The organism is Synechocystis salina LEGE 00031 (assembly GCF_015207985.1).
GTDB classification, from domain to species: Bacteria; Cyanobacteriota; Cyanobacteriia; order Cyanobacteriales; family Microcystaceae; genus Synechocystis; species Synechocystis salina.
Genome location: NZ_JADEVV010000064.1, coordinates 1 through 21,875, shown reverse-complemented (window position 1 = coordinate 21,875; position 21,875 = coordinate 1). Strand labels below are relative to the sequence as shown.

Genomic DNA, 21,875 nt, shown 5'->3' with positions numbered 1-21,875 from the left:
CGCCCCTAGGGTTGAGTCTCCTGTGCCAACGGAACCGGCCTTACCCCCGGTGGAAAATCCCCAAAATTAACCCCTGATAGGCCTTGCTTAGCCCTATTTGGGGACGACCGACCAGGAAGATCTCCCCCTTGTGATAGCTTGGTAAAGCTTTGGCAATTATTGCTTTCCCCAAGCCTTTGCTTTGCCGTTCCCAAATATTAACTAGATTAAAGATTAGCCCTATGGTTGAGCTTGCGCCTTCCCCCGAAGCCATTACCGCCGCGCTGGAAATTCCCGCTGACATTAACTTTGCCCTGCCGGATCCCGCCGATGAGGAAATCCAAGAGCATGAGTTTCAGCAGCAGTTGGATGATTTTTGGCAACTGTGCGAGCGCTTTGACCTCCAGACGGAAATTTGGCGGGGGCGCATTCTCCGGGCGGTGCGGGACCGGGAAAAAATTGGTGGCGAAGGTCGGGGCACTGGCTTTTTAAATTGGCTCAAGCAACGGGAGATTTCTAAAACCCAAGCCTATGCCCTCATTCAACTGGCCAATAGTGCCGATACCCTCATTGCCGAAGGACAACTGGACCCCGGTTCCATCAACAATTTCAGCAAACGGGCCTTTGTGGAAACGGCTAAAGCTGATCCAGAAGTGCAAAAGTTGGTCAGTGATGCGGCCCATAATGGCGACCGGATTACCCGACGGGAAGTGAAGCAGTTGGCGGATGAGTGGACTGCCATGAGTTCGGAACTATTGCCCGATGTGCTCAAGGAAAAGGCCACCGACGGCACTGTGCCTCCTCGTCATTTGGCTCCCCTGGTGAAGGAATTGGAAAAGGTACCAGAAGTTCATTTACAAGCTCTACAGGAAGAGGCGATCGCCTCCCCCGATGTGGACACAGTTAAATATCTCACCACTTCTGCCCGCAATCTATCTAAATATCTAGATGCGGCAGCCAAGGTACAAACCCTAAAAGCTTTCCCGTTAGATATGGAACTGGCCTTAGAGGAGGCCCTGCGCTTAGATTGCCTCAACACAGCGGCGGATCTGCTCAAACAAGCCACCCAATTGGAGCAGTCTGTGGGCAAACTATTCACCACCTGGAAACGTTTAGCCACCCTATCCGATCGCCTCTATGTGGACACCGGAGCCAGTACCCCCAACCTACGTTCCCTGTTAACGGCCATTGAAGGATTAACCCAGGAAGTAATTGAAGTGCCCCTGGATGAGGATGGCAATAACACAGTACGTTTAAAAATTACTTGTTCAGACGGTCTAGCAACCACAGGGATGACAACAAACCAGTGAAGTGGGCAATGATGGTGTTGATGTTAGCCTGAATGGCTAGTAAATCGGTGGATTGCACAAAACGGTTGGGGTCAGCAGCGGAAGCAAAGGTTCCCGGCGGCACACTGAGGGCTTTGCCCAACACAATGCCACTCATGGCCGCTCCTCCGATGATGGCGGTACCCATGCCCACCAAGTTGATGATCAAGCCAATACGAATCAGCTTGAGAATATCCGCCCGACGGGGATGCTTGGTGGCTTCCGAATCTTTGAGATTGCGCCCTAAACGACGGTAACGGGTGGAAAAGAAAATGCCAAAGCCCAACAGGACAATGGAAATAAAGGCCGAAAGAATGCCCGCTTCAATGCCGGTGGTGCGATTGGGGCCACTTAAACTAAAACCGGCAAACAAAAACGTGACGACGGAAAAGGCTCCCAGGACAATCTGCACCCAAAAGCCGATGTTGCCCCAGGTGGTTAAGTCTACGGAGGCCCGCAAGGCGGCCTGGGGAATGGGATTGGCCAATTCGGTGTTGCGTCGGTTCATGGTGGGGCGTAGGCGTTAACTTGTCCGTATTTTAGCCGTTATCCGCCCTGATCGTAGCCTAGACTAATGGTGCCGGGGAGGATTATTTCCCGCCGTTGATCTATCACTACCACCAATTCCCCCTGGGGGGTGATGGATTCAATGATGCCCATACCCTGGGGTAAGCTGATTTCCCGACCCCGATGGGCAAATAATTGCAGGTAATCCGCCACAATGGCCCCAATCCCCTCGCTTTGGTAACGATGCCAGCCGAGGGTAAGCCCTGCCAGGGTAATTTCAGCTAAGTCCGTCAGATTGGTCACACTCTGGATTGATTGGGCTTTGCAAAAGGGCCCTAGGGCAATGCCAGTGGCCGGTACGGGGTTAATCCAGTTAATGCCCACTCCCACGATGGCCGCGGTAATTATGCCCCCACTGATTTTGCTTTCAGTTTTAATGCCGGCCAATTTTCTACCTTGTAACAGCAGATCATTGGGCCATTTGAGTTGTACCGGAATGCCGTGCTGAACTAGGGCGTAGGCGATGCCCCAGGCACTCCATAAAACCAAGTGGGGACTGTGGCTTATGGGTAAATGGGTGGCTAACCACAGGGATAGATACAATCCCCCCGGTGGAGACTGCCAACTCCGACCCCATTGCCCCCGACCAGCAGTTTGTTCCCTGGCGATCGCCGCTAGGGGCGGTTGATAACCCTGATGTCGTAAGTCCCACAGCAGTTGGTTGGTGGAGTCGGTACAGGCAGGGGCGATAATCTTTAACCCGGAGAGGATATCGGGGCGGTTCAGGCATAGGGGTTGGCCATGGTCTTGCTGCCAAGCTTGGTTGAGCCAATCCCCGTCCCCAACGTTGCTGATTTCTGCCATGGGAATTGGGGACTAACCCTAGGGCACCACCAGCACTGGGCAAGGGGAAAGATTAATTACCCTTGCAGTGACGCTTTCCGCCGCTCCTTCGGTGGTGAGGCCTAAACCTCGACAGCCCATCACGATCAGGTCTGCATTTACTTCATCGGCCACGTCACAAATGGTGAAAGAAGCCATGCCTTCCCGTTCAATGGTTTTGGTGGCAATGCCCTGTTGGGAAAAAACAGCCTGGGCTGCCTCCAGTAATTTGGCCACCGCTTCCGGGGAATCCATGCCGTGGGCTTCGTGGTCTTGGCCGGGGGGAGTTTTTTCCACCACCGACAACAAAACTAAATGACTTTGGTGGATTTTGACCAAATCCGCGACCATTTGGGCCGCATCCCTTGCTTCTCGGCTCCGGTCCAGGGGAAATAGAATGGTTTTGAACATAATGACACCTCCGCTATCTCCTACCAATAGCGCGATTAGGCGATCGCCAGCAATTAATCGACATCAAATTTTACAGGCACTGGCTGATCGGGTCGCCAAATTTTGCAGAATCCCAGCAACCTTATACCTAGCCAATAGAGTCTTTTTCTGCTACTAAAACCCCCATTAAACCGGCGGCAATGGGATAGTGGACAGCTTTGGCAAACCCTGCTTCTAAGGCAAGTTTGACTTGGGCTGGGCCGGTGGGAAAGCGGTCTAAACTCGGTTGCAGATAGGCGTACTCCTCAGTTAAACGCCATTGCTTGGCCATGGGCACCACCACATTGGCCAGGTACCAACGCTGAAAGCTGGCCACCAAAGCATTACTTGGTTGATGAAAGTCGAGAATAGCCACTTTTTTGCCCGGTTTGAGTACCCGGTGCAACTCCTTTAGGGCTTGGGGAATATTGCCTACATTTCTGAGGCCATAGCCCATGGTGGCCCCGTCAAATTCATGATCGTCGAAGGGTAAGGCGAGGGCATCTCCTTGCAGCCATTGCATCGGCAACTGGGCATATTTACTTTGATGTTTGCCAGCGGCGATCGCCAATAGTTCAGCACAGAAATCCAACCCAATAACTTTTCCTCCCGTGCCCACCACCTTGGCCCCCTGGAAAGCCAAATCCCCGCTGCCGCAACACACATCCAACAGAAGATCGCCAGGTAATACGCCACTCCACTTAACGGCCATGGCCTTCCAAATATGGTGCTGACCAAAGCTCAAAAATGTGTTGAGGTCATCGTACTGGGGAGCAATGCGGGCAAAAATTTTCTGTACATCCTGGGCCGCGGGCTGGGGTAATCGGGAAGAATTCATGGAAAAATCAGGACTGGTCAAGTTTATTTTGGTGATCGCCGTCTTTTGTGAAAATTTTTGGTAAAAGCAATGATCACATTTTATCTAGCCATAGATTGGTTTCAGTAATAAGAAAACCGCCCATTGATTACCGTGTCTCTAGGGAAAAAATTTCGTAACGGCCAATGCAATCAGAGCTTCCAGAAAGGATTATGATCTGCTCCGTGCCGTTTTTTCAATGACAATTTGCTATGTACGAAAAACTTCAGCCCCCCAGCGTTGGGTCAAAAATCACCTTTGTTGCAGGTAAGCCCGTAGTGCCCAACGATCCGATTATTCCCTACATCCGAGGGGACGGTACTGGGGTTGATATTTGGCCCGCCACCGAGTTAGTCATCGATGCGGCGATCGCCAAGGCCTATGGCGGCGAGAAGAAAATTAACTGGTTTAAGGTCTATGCGGGGGACGAAGCCTGTGAACTATACGGCACCTATCAATACTTACCGGAAGATACCTTAACGGCGATTAAGGAATACGGTGTGGCAATTAAAGGGCCTTTGACCACCCCTGTGGGCGGTGGCATCCGGTCTTTAAACGTGGCCCTGAGGCAAATTTTTGATCTCTATACCTGTGTGCGGCCCTGTCGCTATTATCCCGGCACTCCCTCCCCCCATAAAACCCCTGAAAAATTGGACATCATTGTTTATCGGGAAAATACAGAAGATATTTACCTGGGCATTGAATGGGCCGAAGGCACCGAAGGAGCAAAAAAATTAATCGCTTATCTCAACGATGATCTGATTCCCGCGACTCCGGCTTTAGGCAAAAAACAAATTCGCCTTGATTCCGGCATTGGCATTAAACCAATTAGTAAAACCGGCTCCCAACGTTTAGTGCGGCGGGCCATTCTCCATGCGTTGCGGTTACCGAAAGCCAAACAGATGGTGACGCTGGTCCATAAGGGCAACATTATGAAATTCACCGAAGGAGCCTTTCGGGATTGGGGCTATGAATTGGCCACCACGGAATTTCGGGCGGAATGCGTTACGGAGCGGGAATCTTGGATTTTGGGCAATAAGGAAAGTAATCCTGATTTGACTATTGAGGCCAACGCCCACATGATTGACCCCGGTTACGATACCCTCACTGAAGAGAAAAAAGCGGTGATTAAAGAGGAAGTGGAGCAGGTTTTGGACTCCATTTGGGCATCCCACGGTAATGGCCAGTGGAAAGATAAAGTAATGGTCAACGACCGCATTGCCGATAGCATTTTCCAACAAATTCAAACCCGCCCCGATGAGTATTCCATTCTGGCGACGATGAATTTAAACGGGGATTATCTTTCTGATGCCGCCGCCGCTGTGGTAGGAGGTTTGGGCATGGGTCCTGGAGCTAACATTGGTGATAGTGCGGCCATTTTTGAAGCAACCCACGGCACTGCCCCCAAACACGCTGGGCTAGACCGCATTAACCCCGGCTCGGTGATTCTTTCCGGCGTCATGATGTTGGAATTTATGGGCTGGCAGGAGGCCGCTGACCTGATTAAAAAAGGTATTGGGGCGGCGATCGCCAATCGGGAAGTGACCTATGACCTGGCCCGGTTGATGGAACCGAAGGTAGATCAGCCATTGAAATGTTCCGAGTTTGCCCAGGCGATCGTCAGTCATTTTGATGATTAACGTTGAATAAAATCCGTTGAGTCAACCCGTCATGATTTCTGCATCTGAGTCTGCCCCATTCCCAAAGCTCAGCCCCGAAGAATATTTGGCATGGGAAGAAAGGCAGTTGGAAAAGCATGAGTATTTTGACGGGGATATCTATGCCATGGGGGGCGGCAGTAAAAACCACAGTGTTATCAGTGTCCGCCTATCGACTTTATTTTGTAATCATCTTGATGGCGGTGATTGTGAAACGGGCAATTCGGATTTAAAAATCCAGATCGTCAACACCCAAAACTATACCTATCCCGATGTCAGCGTTACCTGTGACCCAAGGGATCGGGAGTCAACACAATTTATTACCTATCCCTGCCTGGTTGTGGAGGTTTTATCCCCCAGTACCGAAGCCTATGACCGGGGCAGCAAATTTCGGCTCTATGCCCGTAATCCTATGTTGCAGGACTATCTCTTGGTCAGCTCCACCAACGTGGAAGTTGATCTCTATCACAAAAATGACAACGGTGATTGGTTAATCCTCAATTATCAGGCCGGCGATCGGGTGGAACTTAAAAGCATTGGTTTGAGCTTTGCCGTAAATGCCATTTACCGAGGTTTAGCCCTTTAAAATCCTAAAGGCGATCGCCAGTAAGGTAAGGGTTTGGGCTAATAGCAATGGTGAATGCCCTTGGGATTGACGCAGGCGGAATAAGTAGGGTGTAGGGTTTGGTTGATGATCAGCTAAAGCTAAAATTACTCGGATATTTTCTGGTGTTTTGATCTCAACATAGTAGTATAAAGCAAGGTTAAACATACCGTCACTTTAAAGAGTGTTATATAGAAACCTGTCGTATAATACGTATAATGAATAGTTAGGTGGCCGATCAACCAGGGAAAAATAAAGTAGCGTGATACAGGGTAAGCTTATGGAACTTTTCTTTCACGATGTGGGCTTGAAGGGCGCAACAAGAGATTTTCCGAAAACTGTATTTAATAAAGTTCCTGTATCATTTGTTGAACAAATTGTTCCAAATACTGAGAAATATAAGTATAAGCTTTTGGAAGAATTGAAGGATAAATTTCCCTCTGGCTATTTTAATTGCTGGGGAGTACCTTCAGGGGCAAGTAGCGTTATAAGAACCCTAGATGTAAATGATGCTATGCTTCTCATTAAAACTACTGGTAGCAGTGGAGAAATACCAGTTTTGGCGATCATAAAAGTTTTTCATAAATATCAAATGTATGAATTATCCATAGCATTATGGGGAGAAGGCAGGTTTCCATATATTTTTTTCTTTGAAACCAAATTAATTTCCTTAACATGGCACAAATTCAAAGAAGATATGGGTTATGCTTCGAAGTTTAGACCGAGTGGTAATGTTTACAGAGTACGCAGTGACAGGCTTGAGAAGTTTAACGGAGTTGAAGGATATTTAATCGGTCTTGGTATTCAGAGCGATAAATATCAAGATCATCAAGGTAGTAGGTTTTCAAAACATAAGGTAAGAGAGAGAACCCAGCAAGAAGAATATGCTGAAGGAACTCGAATATTTAAAGAATATGGATTCTTTAGTCGAAATCCTGAACTAATCAAAGAAGCAAAGGCTTTTTATGGCTATACTTGCCAGGTTTGCAACTTCAATTATGAAAAGAAGTACGGAGAGCTTGGGGTTAGCTACATTGAGTGCCATCATCTAAACCCGCTGTCTGAACGTCCTGAAAGTGAGTGGGACGAAAATATTAAGACCAGTATTAAAGATGTTAGAGTGCTGTGTGCCAATTGCCATAGGATGATACATCGTAAGCGCCCCGCCCTAACAGTTGAAGAGTTGCAAGAAATCATTAAATCTCAAAATGTCACCTAAAAATTTGATTGGAGTGGACTGTATTTTACATAATAAAGATGCTAGTGATATAGCTACTTGAAATAAATTAAGACAGTGAGAACTTCTGCAAGTATTGCAGTCTTGTATTAAAAATATTTGACTTGTTTATACCTAATTTTCTGTTTCCAACCTACATTCCGCACGTAGTACACCTTCGTCTAAAATCGAGTACGACGGCAAGCCTATTTCGGGGTTTGCCTCTTGACTCCCAGTCAATCAATACTAGAAAACTACGCTATCTGTAGTGTTTTCCCGAAAATTTAGTAACTATTGGTAGGGCCTGCGGAATGTAGGTTCCAAAACTCTAGTTTACACAAAATTCTGTTCAGTCCCCCAAAAGATCGGTCAAGCCATATTCGGTCCAATGACCATTTCAACCTTAATTCTTGTGGTTAGCAACAAATCGACTAACCAGTTCAACATCAATATCTAATTCCTTGGCAATTTCGGCAATTGTCAACCCCAATTTTTTCAACAGAGGTATGGTTTCTAGTTTGCCCTCTAATTTTCCCTCCAGCCGACCCTCCAGTTTTCCGGCAATTTTACCTTCTTCTAAAATTTCTTGATAGACAGCGGATTCCTTCATAATTTCACTCCTTAAAATTGTCTTGATAAGCTCAGGGGCCAGCAGAATTCCGCCAAAAACCGAGGTTGCCGCCATGAGATTTGCCTTAACTCGATTATCTTCAATCTGTTCCAATGCAGTCGCCACTTCCCTCAATTTTAATGTAGGGTCAGAGGTCTGCGTCAATACCGCTAGGGGCAATAGCCCTGGACTTTGGAGAAATGTCTCCGATGGTTGCTCCCAGAGCCGAATCGCTTGATAACGGTGCACAGTCTCTCCCAACTGAAAACTGTCCCGATAAACCAAGTCATTGTTACTACGTTTTAGGTAGATGACAAATTGGTGCATCGTCTTTTGGGGGAAACGGCGGTAAACCCTTACCCGATAGTCCAACATCCGAAAGCCCATGGTTAGGTCAGGCTCCGTTTGGAATTCCAGATGCAACACCAAGTCTTCCGATTGCTCCAAAATCAGGGAGTCAGCCCGAATTGGCTCTAGAGAAAGTTCCGTTGGACTGAGCTTGGTCAATTTGATTGGTCGTCCCAGTAACCAGGCGGCGTAGTCTTCGGAAAAGGATTCAGCGAGGAATTTGCAGAGATTGTCAAACATATCCAAGTTCTATTGGTCATCTCCTAGAGATCCGCCAGGCGATCGCCAGATAATTGGCAAAAATTTAAGGAATTTAGGTGGGGAAAAGCTGAAGTTAAAGAAATTATTCCCATTGATAGAGCCCAATCTCTGACTGCTATAACGAAAATCTCAAAAAAAATTCTCAAAAGTTTACAAAGTTTAATATAATCGGAGGAAGATCACTAGGTATTTATTCTCATTACCATGTTGGAACACTTCCCCTGGCTGACAACGATGATTGCCCTGCCGTTAGTCGCCGCCCTCTTCATTCCGTTAATTCCCGACAAAGACGGGAAACAAGTCCGCTGGTATGCCCTTGGTGTGGGTCTAGCGGATTTTGTTTTGATGAGCTACGTTTTTTGGACTAACTACGACATCAGCAATACCGGTTTTCAGCTCCAGGAAAAATTTAGCTGGATTCCCCAATTTGGGCTCAGTTGGAGTGTTTCCGTGGATGGTATCTCCATGCCCCTAGTGTTACTGGCAGGACTGGTTACCACCCTTTCCATCTTTGCCGCTTGGCAGGTGGACCATAAGCCCCGCCTCTTCTACTTCCTGATGTTGGTGCTTTATGCGGCCCAGATTGGGGTGTTCGTGGCCCAGGACATGCTCCTACTGTTCATCATGTGGGAACTGGAATTGGTGCCGGTTTACCTCCTAGTTTGCATCTGGGGTGGCCAAAAACGGCAGTATGCCGCCATGAAGTTTTTGCTCTACACCGCCGCCGCCTCCGTATTCATTTTGGTTGCCGCCCTGGGCTTAGCTTTCTACGGTGATGTAACCACCTTTGACATTGCGGAATTGGGTCTGAAAGATTACCCGATCGCCTTAGAACTGTTTTTATACGCCGGTTTACTGATTGCCTTTGGCGTTAAATTAGCCATTTTCCCTTTCCATACCTGGTTACCCGATGCCCACGGTGAGGCCTCTGCCCCTGTATCCATGATTTTGGCTGGGGTGCTGCTGAAAATGGGCGGTTACGGTCTCATTCGCTTGAACCTTGGTCTGTTGGAAGATGCCCACGTTTACTTTGCGCCGATCCTAGTCATCCTTGGGGTGGTTAACATCATCTACGGTGGTTTCTCCTCCTTTGCCCAGGACAACATGAAACGCCGCCTGGCCTACTCCTCTGTTTCCCACATGGGATTTGTTCTACTCGGTATTGCTTCCTTCACCGACTTGGGCATCAGTGGAGCCATGTTGCAAATGCTCTCCCACGGTTTAATCGCCGCCGTCCTCTTCTTCCTGGCTGGGGTTACCTACGACCGGACCCACACCCTTTCCTTGGCCCAGATGGGGAATATTGGCAAAGTAATGCCGACGGTTTTTGCCCTGTTCACCATGGGCGCCATGGCATCCCTCGCCCTCCCCGGCATGAGCGGTTTTGTCAGCGAATTAACTGTCTTTGTCGGAGTGAGCTCCAGCGACATTTACAGCACCCCCTTCAAAACAGTGACCGTTTTCCTCGCTGCCGTGGGTTTGGTGCTTACCCCCATTTACCTGTTGTCCATGTTGCGCCAACTATTCTATGGCAACAACATCCCCCCTTCCTGCAATCTAGAACAGGATAGCCTCTCCCCCAATTCTGATCAGGAAGCGGTTTGTTTTGGCACCAGTTGTGTGCTCCCCGGCAATGCCATCTATGACGATGCCCGTCCCCGGGAGGTCTTCATTGCCGCTTGCTTCCTCTTGCCGATTATTGGAGTGGGTCTTTATCCCAAATTAGCGACCCAGGTTTACGATGCCACCACGGTAGCGGTGAACAGCCAAGTGCGCCAATCCTACGTGCAAATTGCCGAAACCAATCCCCGGGTTTATGCGGAAGCATTAACTGCGCCCCACATTCCCACCACGGACTTTGCCACGGTCAAAGTTCAACCCTAGTGATCTAGTCTTTTGAGTTAATTAGACTACTGCGTGATTTTCTTAAATAAAAAGGAGTGGGGGCAATCAGTCTCCTACTCCCTTTTTTTATTTACGAATCTGTACGCTGCCAATATCGGGCACAAAGTAAGGTAGCCATTACGAGCATTGCCAGTCCCAAACCTTCTTGAATCTGAACGGGTTTGCTTGACCAATAACGGGTAAAAATATCCCCCGCCAGACCGACACAGCCAAAATATAAACCGATGCCCACACCGGTCTGATTACCCTGGAGGATTTGTAGCAGTAATGGGATTAGTCCATTGTTTAAAATGCTCGACCCCAATAACCAGGAGAAGGCGATCGCCGGTAGCCAAAAGTCATTGAGCAAAAAGAATAAGGTCAGCACCAGAAGCCCTAGGGCAGTGGTTAGGGATGCCACTGGATGACCTATTTTGCGAATCAACCAGCCCATGGGCAGGGCCATTAATGCCAGCAGCAGTTGCAAACCCATGAAGCCATTATTAATCCCCTCCAATTGCTTGGTTAAAACCAGCATTAAGACCCTAGTGCCCCAGGTAGTGCCAATGGCGAAGAGAGCAATATTGACCATGGCAATCCAAGGAAAAGCTTTAACCGTTGCCGGGCTTGGTTCTGCGTTTTCGTTAGTCGGTGGCAAAACTCGACTTAAAAATAGACTGGCCCCCAATAAAACCACTGAACCAAGTAAAAAAGCCGGTAAACTACCCAAACTCAATAGCCACTGACCCATGGGTTTCCGAAAGGCGGCAAATAGGCCACCCACCAGACTCAAAATTCCCATGGCCAAAGGCAGTTGATTAACAGGGGCACATTGACCAATCAGCACCATGGTGGGACTACGGAATAGGGTCATGGCCAAGGCCCAGGCGATCGCCAATGCCGGTAGTAAGAACCGAGCTACGTTGGCAATGGGCAGGAAAAATACCAGGGGAATTAGGAGGAAAAAACCGGCGGCGAGAATTACCCCCAAAGAAATTAGCGGCAATCGGGTGCCTAACGTCCGCTGTTGACGATCGCTCAGAGCACCAAATAGGGGTTCCATCACCACCCCTAAAACCATCTCAAATGTTAGCAATCCGACCACAAACTCCGGCGAAAATCCCCAGCTCTTGAGCAAATCCCCCAGATAAAGACGGTAAGTTATCCACATCAAGGTTACCGAGCCCTGCACCAGAGCAATGGCCCAAACCCGCCGCCACAAAACCGCAGAATGCTGAATCATTGGTTATTGTCCATCCAAGGGGAAATTTAACTGCCCGCCGTCAGTTGGGAAAGCTCCCAGCTAGTAATCGCCAACGTTGGAGCTGAGCCTATCGCATTTGCCCCACCAAATCAATTAACTATTTCCAGGGCCACGAACCTTGACAAACAGTTACATTAAGAAATGTAAAGAAAATTTCCCCACTATCCTTTTCCCATGGCCTCGAACAATGCTGAATCTCAATCTGTGGTTGTAGTTGGTGCTGGCATTGGCGGTTTGACAACGGCGGCCTTGTTGGCCCAGCAGGGTTACCAAGTCAAAGTTTATGAACAGGCGACCATGGTTGGGGGTTGTGCTTCCACTTTTCGACGACGGGGTTTCATTTTTGATGTGGGGGCCACCCAGGTGGCAGGCCTAGAACCAGGGGGCATTCACCACCGCATTTTCCGGCAGTTACAGGTGGATTTACCAGAAGCAACCCTTTGTGACCCCGCCTGTGCCGTTTTTTTACCTGGGGAAAAGCAACCAATTAACGTTTGGCATAATCCCGATCAATGGCAAAGGGAAAGGGAGCGGCAATTTCCAGGAAGTGGCAGATTTTGGCAATTACTACAAACCTTGTTCCAAATTAGTTGGCGTTTTCAGGCACGGGATCCCGTTTTACCGCCCCGTAATGCCTGGGATTTAGGCCAATTGTTGCAGGCCTTGCGGCCAGATACTCTGCTTACGGCCCCTTTTGTCACCCTCACGGTGGGGGATACTCTGCGGCTATTGGGTTTAGGGGCAGACCGCCGCCTAAAAACTTTCCTCGATTTACAGTTAAAACTCTATTCCCAGGTAGGAGCCGATGAGACAGCTTTGTTATATGCAGCTACGGCCTTGAGTGTTTCCCAAGCGCCCCAGGGTTTATGGCATCTCCAGGGCAGTATGCAAACCCTAGGCGATCGCCTGGTGGAAGCTTTAAAACACTATGGAGGGGAGGTATTTTGCGGTCAGCGGGTGGAGCAGATCCATTGTGACCAAGGGCAAGTACAGGGGGTGACGGTGCGGGATGTAAAAAGCGGCGAAGTACGTCGGGAGCAAGCTCAGCAGGTGGTGGCCAATTTAACCGTGCAGAATTTACTCAAAGCGGTGGACCAGCCATTGCCTGGTTATCATCAAAGGGTGACTAATTTACCCCCTAGCTCCGGTGCTTTTGTCATTTATTTGGGGGTCAGGGAAGATGCTATTCCGCCCGACTGTGCTCCCCACCTACAATTTTTGTACAACGGCAGTGGTCCCATTGGGGAAAATAATTCCCTTTTTGTCAGTGTCAGTAAACCAGGGGATGGCCGGGCTCCCAAGAATTGTAGAACCGTAATTGCTTCTTCCTTCACCGATGTGGCTCCCTGGTGGGATGCTTCCCCAGAAGAATATCAAGCCCGCAAGCAAAGTTACACCCAAACGGCGATCGCCAAATTGGGAGAGTATTTCAACCTAAACGAATCGACCATTGTGCATCAAGAAAGTGCCACTCCCCGCACCTTTGCCCGTTACACAGCTCGGGAACAAGGCATTGTGGGCGGAGTAGGCCAACGCCGATTCACCTTTGGCCCCTTTGGCTTTGCTCCCCGTACCCCCATCCGTAATTTATGGTTAGTGGGGGATTCCGTCCATCCAGGGGAAGGCACCGCCGGGGTAAGTTACAGCGCTCTCACCATTGCCCGGCAAATTTGCGCCAGTGGAGCAACAAATTTCTAGGGCCAGGTTAAGATGAAAGACAATTGTTCATTGCTATCGATATCACCATTGCCACTATGGACCTACTCCTTTCTACCCTCGTCAGCTTCATCAACATCTACCTAGTGTTGTTATTTGTCCGCATTTTGCTGTCCTGGTTTCAAACTGCGGAGTGGGCCGGCAACATCATGGGTTTTCTCAGCCCCGTGACCGATCCCTATTTGAATATTTTCCGTTCTTTTATCCCGCCCTTGGGAGGCATTGATTTTTCCCCCATTCTGGCCATTTTTGCGTTGCAGTTTCTCCAACAGGCCCTCAGCAGTGTGGCTGTTCCCTACGCTGGCTTTTAATCGACATAATTCCGGTGGCTAAAAATCTAATTGGTGGTTAGAGTCCGCAGGGTCCAGTTCCACCGACTACGGTTCACATCCTTTCCCTCTGTTGCGCCAGGGGGATTTTATTTGCCCCAATTACTATTAATAATAAATTCTGTTAGTGAATAGGGCTTCTTATCAGCTAAGGCTATCACAATCTCAGGATAGCAAAAGCAGCTCGACAGTGTCACCATGGTTTAGACTTGGTTGAATTTCTCTCCTCAGTCTCCAAAAGTGCTTCAAAATAACAGTTCTGGTCTCTCCATCCCCAACCAAAGGAATTTTTATCCTCAGATTTTATGAGCAAAATAATAGGACTTATTTATCGCACTTGGCCGGAGCCCCCATCAAATAATCAGAAAAATTATTAAATATGTCTCCACCGCTGATAAAATTATTGAGAATTACTTTTGTTAGAGGAGTGAGAAAACTCAGCCGCCATGGTCCAAAAATTATCCCGTCGCCTATTTTTGTCCATCGGAACCGCCGTTAGCGTGGTGGTGGGTTCCCAATTGCTTAGTAGCTGTGGCCAATCCCCCAATGCCCCGATCGCCGATACACCAGGGGAACAACAGGAGATTAACCTATATTCATCCCGCCATTACAACACCGACAACGAACTCTACGCCAAATTTACCGAAGAAACAGGCATCAAAGTTAACCTGATTGAAGGCAAGGCAGATGAACTGCTGGAAAGGATTAAGTCCGAAGGAGCCAATAGCCCAGCGGATGTGCTGCTCACCGTGGATTTGGCCCGGCTATGGCGGGCGGAGGAGGATGGCATTTTTCAGCCGGTGGAAAGCGAAATTTTACAGACCAGTATCCCGGAATATCTCCGCTCCCCAGATGGCATGTGGTTTGGCTTCACCAAGCGGGCTCGGGTGATTATGTATAACAAAGCCAAAGTTAAACCAGAGGAGCTGTCCACCTACGAAGACCTGGCGGATCCCAAATGGAAAGGCCGGATAATTATCCGTTCCTCCAGCAATGAATATAATCAATCCCTGGTGGCTTCATTGATAGTGGCCGATGGGGAGCAGTCCACTTTGGAATGGGCCAAGGGTTTTGTCAGTAACTTTGCCAGGGAACCCCAGGGCAATGATACGGCCCAAATTGAAGCGGTGTCCTCTGGAGAAGCAGATTTGACCTTGGCCAATACCTATTACATGGGGCGACTGCTGGAAAGTGAAGAGCCGGCCAAAAAGGCGATCGCCGAAAATGTCGGTGTATTCTTTCCCAACCAAGAAGGGCGGGGTACCCACGTCAATGTCAGCGGAGTGGGGGTAGTCAAAACGGCTCCCAACCGGGAAGGGGCGGTCAAATTCATTGAATTTTTAGTCAGTGAACCGGCCCAGGCATTTTTAGCCCAAAATAACTACGAATATCCCGTTTTGGCTGGGGTTCCCCTGAACAAGTCCGTGGCTTCCTTTGGGGAATTTAAGTCCGACACCACCAATTTGGATAAGTTGGGCCCGGCCCTAGCTCCCGCCACCAAAATCATGAACGAGGCGGGCTGGAAGTAGTGTCCTCAAACCTAGTGGCAATGGTTGAGCAAAGGGTTTAAAGATCTGTTCCCTGCCTTAGCCATTGTCCTTGAACTAGGATTTACCTCTTAGGGGGAAGGCTGTTGATTTTCCCATTTTTCCCAAAGATCCGGTCTTCTCTGCTGGGTACGTTCCTCCTGTTGCTCTAATCTCCACTGGGCGATCGCCTGATGGTTACCAGACAACAGCACTGGCGGTACGGCCAAGCCTCGAAACACTGGTGGCCTGGTGTAGTGGGGATAGTCCAACAGGTCGGTGCTAAAACTCTCGGCAATTAGGGAGGCTTCTTTGCCCACGGTGCCGGGCAGTAGCCTGATTACACCGTTGATCAAGGTGAGGGCGGGGATTTCCCCGCAGGTGAGGACAAAATCTCCGAGGGACACCTCTCTGGTCACCAGTTGGCAGACTCGTTCATCCACCCCTTCATAGTGGCCACAGATCAGCACCAGTTGGTTATAATCCGTCAACTCCCGAAACAAAGCCTGGTCCATGGGTTGCCCCTGGGGAGTCAGCAAAATTACTTCCCGTTTGGGCAGTACCGGCAACGATTCCACCGCCGCAAAAATTGGCTCCGGCTTAATTACCATACCCACCCCGCCCCCGTAGGGTTCGTCGTCCACTCGGCGATGTTTATCGGTGGTGAAATCCCTGGGGTTAATCAAATTAACGCTGGCGATCGCCTTTTCCAGGGCCTTACCGAGGAGACCGGATTGGAGAGGGGAAGTGAAAAAATCAGGAAACAGGGTGAGGACGTCAAACTGCACAGAGGGCCAATCAAATTAGATCAAACTGGTGACACACCATACCACAAACACTGGCGATCGCCGTGATCATCAAAGCAACCAGAGGGTCTTGCCCCTGATTAACGGCAAAGGAAGTCACAATGCCAGCTCCCAGGGCAGAAACTAAACCAGCACTAATCAAATCTTTGTTGGGACGATCAAACATAACCTCTAACCCCCACCCTTATTTATTGGTTAAATTTGTTAAAGTTATCGAAAAATTTTCGTCTTACAAGGTATCACCCCCCTGGGGAAGAGGGGAGAAAAACGACGGTTTTCGCAACTAAGCTTTAAAATCCGCCATATTTCTTTACAATTATTTCCCCTCACCGGAAAAAATTCCCCCATACTGCCTACTGCCCCTAGTTAGGCTAATCATTGCCGAGGCAAATGCCCAATCCCCGGGCGGTTTTGACCAATGCCCCATCCAACTTAACCGTTTGATAGGTTTGGATCGCTTCTTCAATGGGCACACTAATGGTTTGACGGTTACGCCAGGCCACCATGTGGTCAAATTTGCCCGCCGCAATTAAGTCCACCGCCGCCACTCCAAACACACTGCCCAACAGGCGATCGAAGGGAGAGGGAATGCCTCCCCGTTGGATGTGCCCCAGCACCGTCACTCTGGTTTCTGCCCCGGTGCGCTGGGCAATCTGTTCAGCAATGTATTTGCCAATGCCGCCGTAACGATCTTCGCCAAATTGCTGGATTTGTTTGACCTGATCCCCCAATTCCGTGCGTACCGCCTCCGAGACCATCACCAGGCAAAAGTTTTTCCCCTGGGCCTGTCGTTGGCGAATTTTGTTGCACACACTTTCAATGCGGTAGGGAATTTCAGGAATGAGGATAATGTCTGCTCCCCCTCCGATGCCAGCGGCCAAAGCGATGTGCCCCGCATCCCTACCCATAACTTCCAGCACCATAACCCGGTTGTGGCTAGCGGCGGTGAAATGGAGGCGGTCCAAGGCTTCGGTGGCAATGTTGGTGGCGGTGTCGAAGCCAATGGAGATTTCGGTGGCTCCCACGTCGTTGTCAATGGTTTTGGGAATTCCCACTAAATTAATGCCCCCCTGTTGGGCAATGCGGCGCAAAATGGCCAAACTGCCGTCCCCCCCAATGCCGATTAGGGCATCAAGGCCCAACTGGCGATAACCGGCAATAATATCTTCTGTGCGGTCCTTTACCGTGCCGTCCCCCATGGGAAAAGCGAACGGATTACCCTTATTGGTGGTGCCTAAAAAGGTGCCTCCCATCATTAACAAATGGTCAATGTTATCCCGGTGCAGGGCGATCGCCTTGGGGGGATTTTCCATTAGTCCCTGGGTTGCTTCCTGAATGCCAACAACCTCCCAGCCGTAGGTGCCAATGGCATGGTGTACCACGGAGCGAATCACGGCGTTTAGTCCGGCACAGTCTCCTCCACTGGTTAAAATACCAATGCGTTTAATTTCCCCCATGGTTGTCCCTGCAAAGTGGTTGCTCACTTATTTGTAGAGGTAAATTCCGGCAGAGGAACTAAATTGTGAGAATTCTTAAAATTGTCCTCAATTCTTAACCGACTTTTAAACAATAGGGGCTGATTTATGCTGATGTTTGATTATTTGTCATCAACTGATACTAGTCTGCTGAGCATTGCCAAAGATTTTTTCACCATTGTGAATTACTCTTATTTTGAAAAAATGGTCTAAATATGAAAATTAAATCCGATTAAATCTGTTTATTGACAAGCAAAAAAATTAGCTTTTAAAACTATTTACACCGAGCAAATTAATAATTTGGGGCTGGTCTGAGGCCTTGATTTAAAGGCGATCGGTTTCCATCGGTTTAGGGGGAAACTAGGGAAAATTACCTCAGCCTTACTGGAGTTTTAGTGGGTAGATTGGAGAATCAAACCATAATTTTAGAAACGGGCTCCAAATCTGGTCAATGCTCTTTTTCGTTAATCCCTAGGGCAAAATGAGGGGGATATTCACAACAAAGCCATGCTAGCTAAGCTCCGTCAACGCCTTGCTTTTTTAATCCATACCAATGGCACCATTGATGGGGGTAGGGGAATTCGGACTTTTTGCGGCATGGCTGTGCCCTACTCGGCTGGCCTGGTTTTGGGGGATCCCCAGCTTGGTTTGGGCATTGGTTTAGCCTCCCAGTTAATTTTGCTGGCGGACGTGGGGGGGCTGTATTCAGTGCGCTTGAAAACTATTTTGGGGGCTTGGATCGGAGCGGCGATCGCCATGGCGATGGGGATGGTGGCGGTGCATTATGGCGGCATCGGTCTAATTGCCACAGGGTTAGTGCTATTTGTTTCTGGTTATTTAACGGTGTACGGAGAGCAGGGGGGCATGGTGGGAGTAGTCAGCAGTTTTGCTTTTCTGTTGGGTTCCCAAAATGTTAGTGCTGATTCTTTTGAACTTATTTCCCTGGCGATCGGCGGTCTATGGGGTTTGGTGTTAGCCATCGTTATCTGGCCCTTCCGTCCCAATCAACCTTTACGGCAAATGGTGGCTAATAACTTCACCATTTTGGCTAATTATCTCAAAGCCATGGCGGCATCAAGTTTTGACCAAGACGATCCGATGGTCCAGCCCCTGGTGGTGCAACTAAGACAAAATCTGCTCAAATCCCGCCAAGCTTTAGTGGAGAGCCAACGGGGTCTGTGGGGCCAGAGCAAATTACGGGAGTTATTACTGGTACTGATTGAACATACGGAACGTTTGAATAAGCCCCTAATGTTACTGAGTGAGATTATCAACTTTCACAATTTACCCCAATTGCAAACAGTACAAATTTTAATGGAGGATGCCATTAGTGCATTGGGAGATATTTGTTTGGATTTAGCCCAAATGGTGACGGGAAAACGGTGTATTCCCAATACGAACCGTCTGCAACTATTACTGCAAGCTTTACAACAACAACAAACCTTACAAAAACAGGCCTTGACGGAAGATTTTGCTGACTATAATAGCCTGACCACTGTCACCCAATTGGTTACCCATTTAGAAAACCTGACCAATCAGTTATCCCAGACTATTCAAATGGCCCAACTACTGGAAAATCCCCGGCTGTTTCACCCAGGGGAAGGACCTGATGATGAGGGATTTTCCACCCCAGCCTTTACTCCTTGGTGGGAGCCCCTGAAAAATAATTTTCAGCTCAACTCTCCCCTGTTTCGCCATGGTTTACGGTTGGCGATCGGCGGCATGGCGGGGCTATTAATTGCCCAAATTACCGGTATTCCCTATGGTTTTTGGATTGTTTTAACCCTAATTTTTGTGCTCAAGCCGGATTTTAGCTTGACTTTCCAGCGCCTATCCAACCGTCTGGTGGGCACTCTGTTGGGGGTGTTGGTCATGTCCATTGCCCTCAAACTGGTTCAAGATCCCCATACCCTTAGTTTGCTTGGTATTTTAGCGATCGCCTTGGGTACTTCCCTGCTGAGATTTCATTACAGTGTGGCAGTCTTTTTTGTCACAGCTTTTGCTTTAATTCTTAAGGCTATTGTGCCCGAAGTCCCGACGGAGTATGCCCTGGCGTCCCGCTTGGTCTGTACCCTCATTGGCAGTGCAATCGCTCTGGTGTTGGGGTTCAGTTTTTTGCGGCAGTCAGAACGTTTTCGTTTCACCCAAGCTGGGGTCAAAATGATCGTCAATTTAGAAGCTTACTTTCAACAGTTAACCCCTGCCCTGTTGGGCCAAGGAGCCATTAATCAGCGAGAAGCAGAAAGAGTCCGCAATCAGAGTCGATTGGCCGCCACCGGTATGCAAATTGCCCTAGACCGTTTTATTAATGACCCCAGTACTCCCCTAACAAAAAAGGAACCAGCCCTGACTACCACTAACTATTTAGCCCGCCTAAGTCGGGGTTTTCGGGTCTTGATCAGTCATTTGGAGAATAGTTCTGGCAGTAATCCTCCCCCTGCCATGGAACTGTTTACAACCCAAGTCGAGCAAAGTTTAACCGATTTACGCCTTTCCCTGGAAAATCAATCTTCGCCCGCAGCGTTGCCTCCCATGGCGGAAACTTTAAAGCAAATCCGAGATTATCATCAGCATTACCAGGCCCAAAGAATTGCGGAAATTGGTCAGCAACAGGGCAATACCCCCATCCGCCGTTATTTAAATGACTTTAACCTGGTGGTGGAGGAATGCCAGCAAATTTACCAACGCCTGGAAACCATCCACTCGGCGATCGCCAGATTTACCGACTCCCCCGATCTGGCCCAGGAAATCAAACTCAAAAGTCAGCCCAGTTAAAAACTGTAGGCAAAACCAAAAACCACCCCAAACAATGCAACGTTCAGAGTGGTGTGGATATTCATGGAGGTTGGGAAAGTCAATAACTGTTCCATCTCAGCCGGATCTAGGCAATGGCTGGATAGCAATCAGTGGAACAGTGGAAGTTTTAGTAAACCCCAGGATTAATGCGGTCATCGCCGGAGATCAGTTCAATGCTGGGTTCAGTGACGGTGAAACTACCCAAATTGGCTTCCAAGCGGCTTTTTTGAGTTTCGCTCAAACCAGGCATGTCCAAAACTTCCTCTACGGTATCGTAGGGAGCATTTTCGATGATTTTGCTGGCCAAGTTGGGATAAAAACCCCGCAGGTTACGAAAGTCCCGAATATCACTATTATTTAAATCAATTTTTTGGCCAAAATCCGTGGTCAATTTAGCATCCACAGCGTTCAGTTCAGCCAACAGAGGATTGGGGGTAAGGGCCTGGGCCAAATCCGCTCCCAAAAAACCCATTAGTCCAATCAATAAGCTACACGCGACCAGTAGGCGGGAAATAAATTTCATGAATTGTCTCCTATAAACCAAGGCAATGAATTGTTACTATCTAAGAAAATTATGCCGACTGCGCCGATTTTGGCAGGTCAAACCAGCGCTAATTACAATAGATTGTATATTCTTGGGGCACTGCTGACCATCTTCCCCGGACTGACTGAGTAATTATACTTATTAGGATTGTGGTTGGTTTAACCCCTGGGGCGATTAAATACCAATCACGTATTTTCGCCATTCATGGTTGCGGTCGTTGCGGGTATGTTTAATGATTTCAAACAGCAAACTGCTGTAGGGGCGACGGGGAGTATAATTTAGGGACATTTGTGCTTCCCTGGGGGTACGATTGCCCTTTTTGATGTTACAGCGCACACAGGCAGTGACCAGGTTTTCCCAACTGTCACCCCCACCCCGGGAACGGGGAATGATATGGTCTAGGGTGAGTTGTTCTCCCTTGTAATTACAATATTGGCAAGTATGACGATCACGCTCTAGCACATTGCGGCGGGTGAGGGGAATTTCTTTGTAGGGAACCTTGATATATTGCCGCAGGCGGATCACAGATGGCAGGGGAAAATTGGCATAGATCAGCTTGCCGTTATTTTCCAGAGCTTCGGCCTTGTCTTTCAGCAGTAACACCACTGCCCGTTGCCAATGGGTAATGTTCAAAGGTTCATAGGAAGCGTTGAGGACTAAAACCTTAGCCATGGTCTGCCATCGCTGAATTTTTCCCTAGATGCTAGCACAATCAGCTTTTGAGATTCATGGCTGATTGACTGACAAAAGAAGTGAAAAGCAGTCTAGGTGGGGATTGTAGAAAAGAGGGGAGGTCACGTTCTAGGATTAGATACCACTCAAAACCTGGAACGCGATGCATAATCACTCCCCCCTCT

General features: G+C 48.7%; 21 protein-coding genes. 9 read left to right on the top strand and 12 right to left on the bottom strand.

What is annotated here, in order from left to right; translation table 11 throughout:
• The first annotated feature begins 221 nt into the window (after positions 1–221).
• A complete protein-coding gene (locus tag IQ217_RS16805) occupies positions 222–1,289 on the top strand; it encodes a hypothetical protein (protein WP_194020832.1) in 1,068 nt (355 codons plus the stop codon).
• Here the strand turns inward: IQ217_RS16805 and IQ217_RS16800 are convergent.
• From IQ217_RS16800 to ubiE, 4 genes are all read right to left on the bottom strand, one after another.
• A complete protein-coding gene (locus IQ217_RS16800) occupies positions 1,240–1,815 on the bottom strand; it encodes a DUF3611 family protein (RefSeq protein ID WP_010871460.1) in 576 nt (191 codons plus the stop codon). The genes IQ217_RS16805 and IQ217_RS16800 overlap by 50 nt on opposite strands.
• Positions 1,816–1,853: 38 nt before the next feature.
• Positions 1,854–2,678 (bottom strand): biotin--[acetyl-CoA-carboxylase] ligase, encoded by an 825-nt coding sequence (locus tag IQ217_RS16795; protein WP_194020831.1) that lies wholly within the window; start codon positions 2,676–2,678, stop codon positions 1,854–1,856.
• An 18-nt stretch (positions 2,679–2,696) separates the two neighbouring features.
• Complete coding sequence (locus IQ217_RS16790; RefSeq protein WP_194020830.1) at positions 2,697–3,107, bottom strand: universal stress protein; 411 nt, start codon at positions 3,105–3,107, stop codon at positions 2,697–2,699.
• Between the two features lie 127 nt (positions 3,108–3,234).
• Positions 3,235–3,963 (bottom strand): bifunctional demethylmenaquinone methyltransferase/2-methoxy-6-polyprenyl-1,4-benzoquinol methylase UbiE, encoded by a 729-nt coding sequence (gene ubiE / locus IQ217_RS16785; protein ID WP_194020829.1) that lies wholly within the window; start codon positions 3,961–3,963, stop codon positions 3,235–3,237.
• Positions 3,964–4,193: 230 nt separating this feature from the next.
• On the opposite strand from ubiE, the gene IQ217_RS16780 reads away from it, so the two are divergent.
• Entirely contained in the window at positions 4,194–5,621 is a 1,428-nt protein-coding gene (locus tag IQ217_RS16780; RefSeq protein ID WP_190598202.1) for an NADP-dependent isocitrate dehydrogenase, read from the top strand.
• A 31-nt stretch (positions 5,622–5,652) separates the two neighbouring features.
• Complete coding sequence (locus IQ217_RS16775) at positions 5,653–6,225, top strand: Uma2 family endonuclease (protein ID WP_194020828.1); 573 nt, start codon at positions 5,653–5,655, stop codon at positions 6,223–6,225.
• Here IQ217_RS16775 and IQ217_RS16770 read toward each other — a convergent pair.
• Positions 6,214–6,411: a hypothetical protein gene (locus IQ217_RS16770; RefSeq protein WP_194020827.1), complete on the bottom strand. Its 198-nt coding sequence runs from the start codon at positions 6,409–6,411 to the stop codon at positions 6,214–6,216. The two genes, IQ217_RS16775 and IQ217_RS16770, sit on opposite strands and share 12 nt — an antisense overlap.
• A 112-nt stretch (positions 6,412–6,523) precedes the next feature.
• On the opposite strand from IQ217_RS16770, the gene IQ217_RS16765 reads away from it, so the two are divergent.
• Complete coding sequence (locus IQ217_RS16765; RefSeq protein ID WP_194020826.1) at positions 6,524–7,462, top strand: HNH endonuclease; 939 nt, start codon at positions 6,524–6,526, stop codon at positions 7,460–7,462.
• A gap of 400 nt (positions 7,463–7,862) precedes the next feature.
• Here the strand turns inward: IQ217_RS16765 and IQ217_RS16760 are convergent, their stop codons facing one another.
• The gene (locus tag IQ217_RS16760; protein WP_194020825.1) at positions 7,863–8,657 is read right to left on the bottom strand and encodes an Rpn family recombination-promoting nuclease/putative transposase; all 795 of its coding nucleotides are present in this window, start codon (positions 8,655–8,657) and stop codon (positions 7,863–7,865) included.
• Positions 8,658–8,882: 225 nt separating this feature from the next.
• Between IQ217_RS16760 and IQ217_RS16755 the strand changes: the two genes are divergently transcribed.
• Positions 8,883–10,562 (top strand): NAD(P)H-quinone oxidoreductase subunit 4, encoded by a 1,680-nt coding sequence (locus tag IQ217_RS16755; RefSeq protein WP_194020824.1) that lies wholly within the window; start codon positions 8,883–8,885, stop codon positions 10,560–10,562.
• 91 nt (positions 10,563–10,653) lie between these two features.
• Here IQ217_RS16755 and IQ217_RS16750 read toward each other — a convergent pair whose 3' ends face one another.
• Complete coding sequence (locus IQ217_RS16750; protein WP_194020823.1) at positions 10,654–11,805, bottom strand: MFS transporter; 1,152 nt, start codon at positions 11,803–11,805, stop codon at positions 10,654–10,656.
• Between the two features lie 195 nt (positions 11,806–12,000).
• On the opposite strand from IQ217_RS16750, the gene crtD reads away from it, so the two are divergent.
• The 3 genes from crtD (at position 12,001) to IQ217_RS16735 (ending at position 15,400) form a co-directional block, all read left to right on the top strand.
• Entirely contained in the window at positions 12,001–13,524 is a 1,524-nt protein-coding gene (gene crtD / locus IQ217_RS16745; protein ID WP_194020822.1) for a C-3',4' desaturase CrtD, read from the top strand.
• 56 nt (positions 13,525–13,580) lie between these two features.
• Complete coding sequence (locus tag IQ217_RS16740; RefSeq protein WP_194016668.1) at positions 13,581–13,853, top strand: YggT family protein; 273 nt, start codon at positions 13,581–13,583, stop codon at positions 13,851–13,853.
• A 464-nt stretch (positions 13,854–14,317) separates the two neighbouring features.
• Positions 14,318–15,400: a Fe(3+) ABC transporter substrate-binding protein gene (locus tag IQ217_RS16735; RefSeq protein ID WP_194020821.1), complete on the top strand. Its 1,083-nt coding sequence runs from the start codon at positions 14,318–14,320 to the stop codon at positions 15,398–15,400.
• 89 nt (positions 15,401–15,489) lie between these two features.
• Here the strand turns inward: IQ217_RS16735 and trmD are convergent, their stop codons facing one another.
• The 3 genes from trmD to IQ217_RS16720 form a co-directional block, all read right to left on the bottom strand.
• Entirely contained in the window at positions 15,490–16,185 is a 696-nt protein-coding gene (gene trmD / locus IQ217_RS16730; protein ID WP_194020820.1) for a tRNA (guanosine(37)-N1)-methyltransferase TrmD, read from the bottom strand.
• A 10-nt stretch (positions 16,186–16,195) separates the two neighbouring features.
• Positions 16,196–16,369, bottom strand: a complete 174-nt coding sequence (locus tag IQ217_RS16725) for a hypothetical protein (RefSeq protein WP_190598209.1) — start codon at positions 16,367–16,369, stop codon at positions 16,196–16,198.
• Between the two features lie 205 nt (positions 16,370–16,574).
• Positions 16,575–17,660 carry an ATP-dependent 6-phosphofructokinase gene (locus IQ217_RS16720; protein WP_190598210.1) on the bottom strand — a complete coding sequence of 362 codons (1,086 nt, stop codon included), beginning with the start codon at positions 17,658–17,660 and terminating at the stop codon, positions 16,575–16,577.
• Positions 17,661–18,185: 525 nt separating this feature from the next.
• Here IQ217_RS16720 and IQ217_RS16715 point away from each other — a divergent pair.
• Positions 18,186–20,453 carry an FUSC family protein gene (locus IQ217_RS16715; protein WP_194020819.1) on the top strand — a complete coding sequence of 756 codons (2,268 nt, stop codon included), beginning with the start codon at positions 18,186–18,188 and terminating at the stop codon, positions 20,451–20,453.
• Positions 20,454–20,601: 148 nt separating this feature from the next.
• Here the strand turns inward: IQ217_RS16715 and psbU are convergent, their stop codons facing one another.
• Together psbU and IQ217_RS16705 are read right to left on the bottom strand one after the other, a co-directional pair.
• Entirely contained in the window at positions 20,602–20,997 is a 396-nt protein-coding gene (gene psbU, locus IQ217_RS16710) for a photosystem II complex extrinsic protein PsbU (protein ID WP_194020818.1), read from the bottom strand.
• Between the two features lie 195 nt (positions 20,998–21,192).
• On the bottom strand, positions 21,193–21,690 hold the full coding sequence (locus tag IQ217_RS16705; RefSeq protein ID WP_190598213.1) for an HNH endonuclease: 498 nt from the start codon (positions 21,688–21,690) through the stop codon (positions 21,193–21,195).
• Between the last annotated feature and the right edge of the window lie 185 nt (positions 21,691–21,875).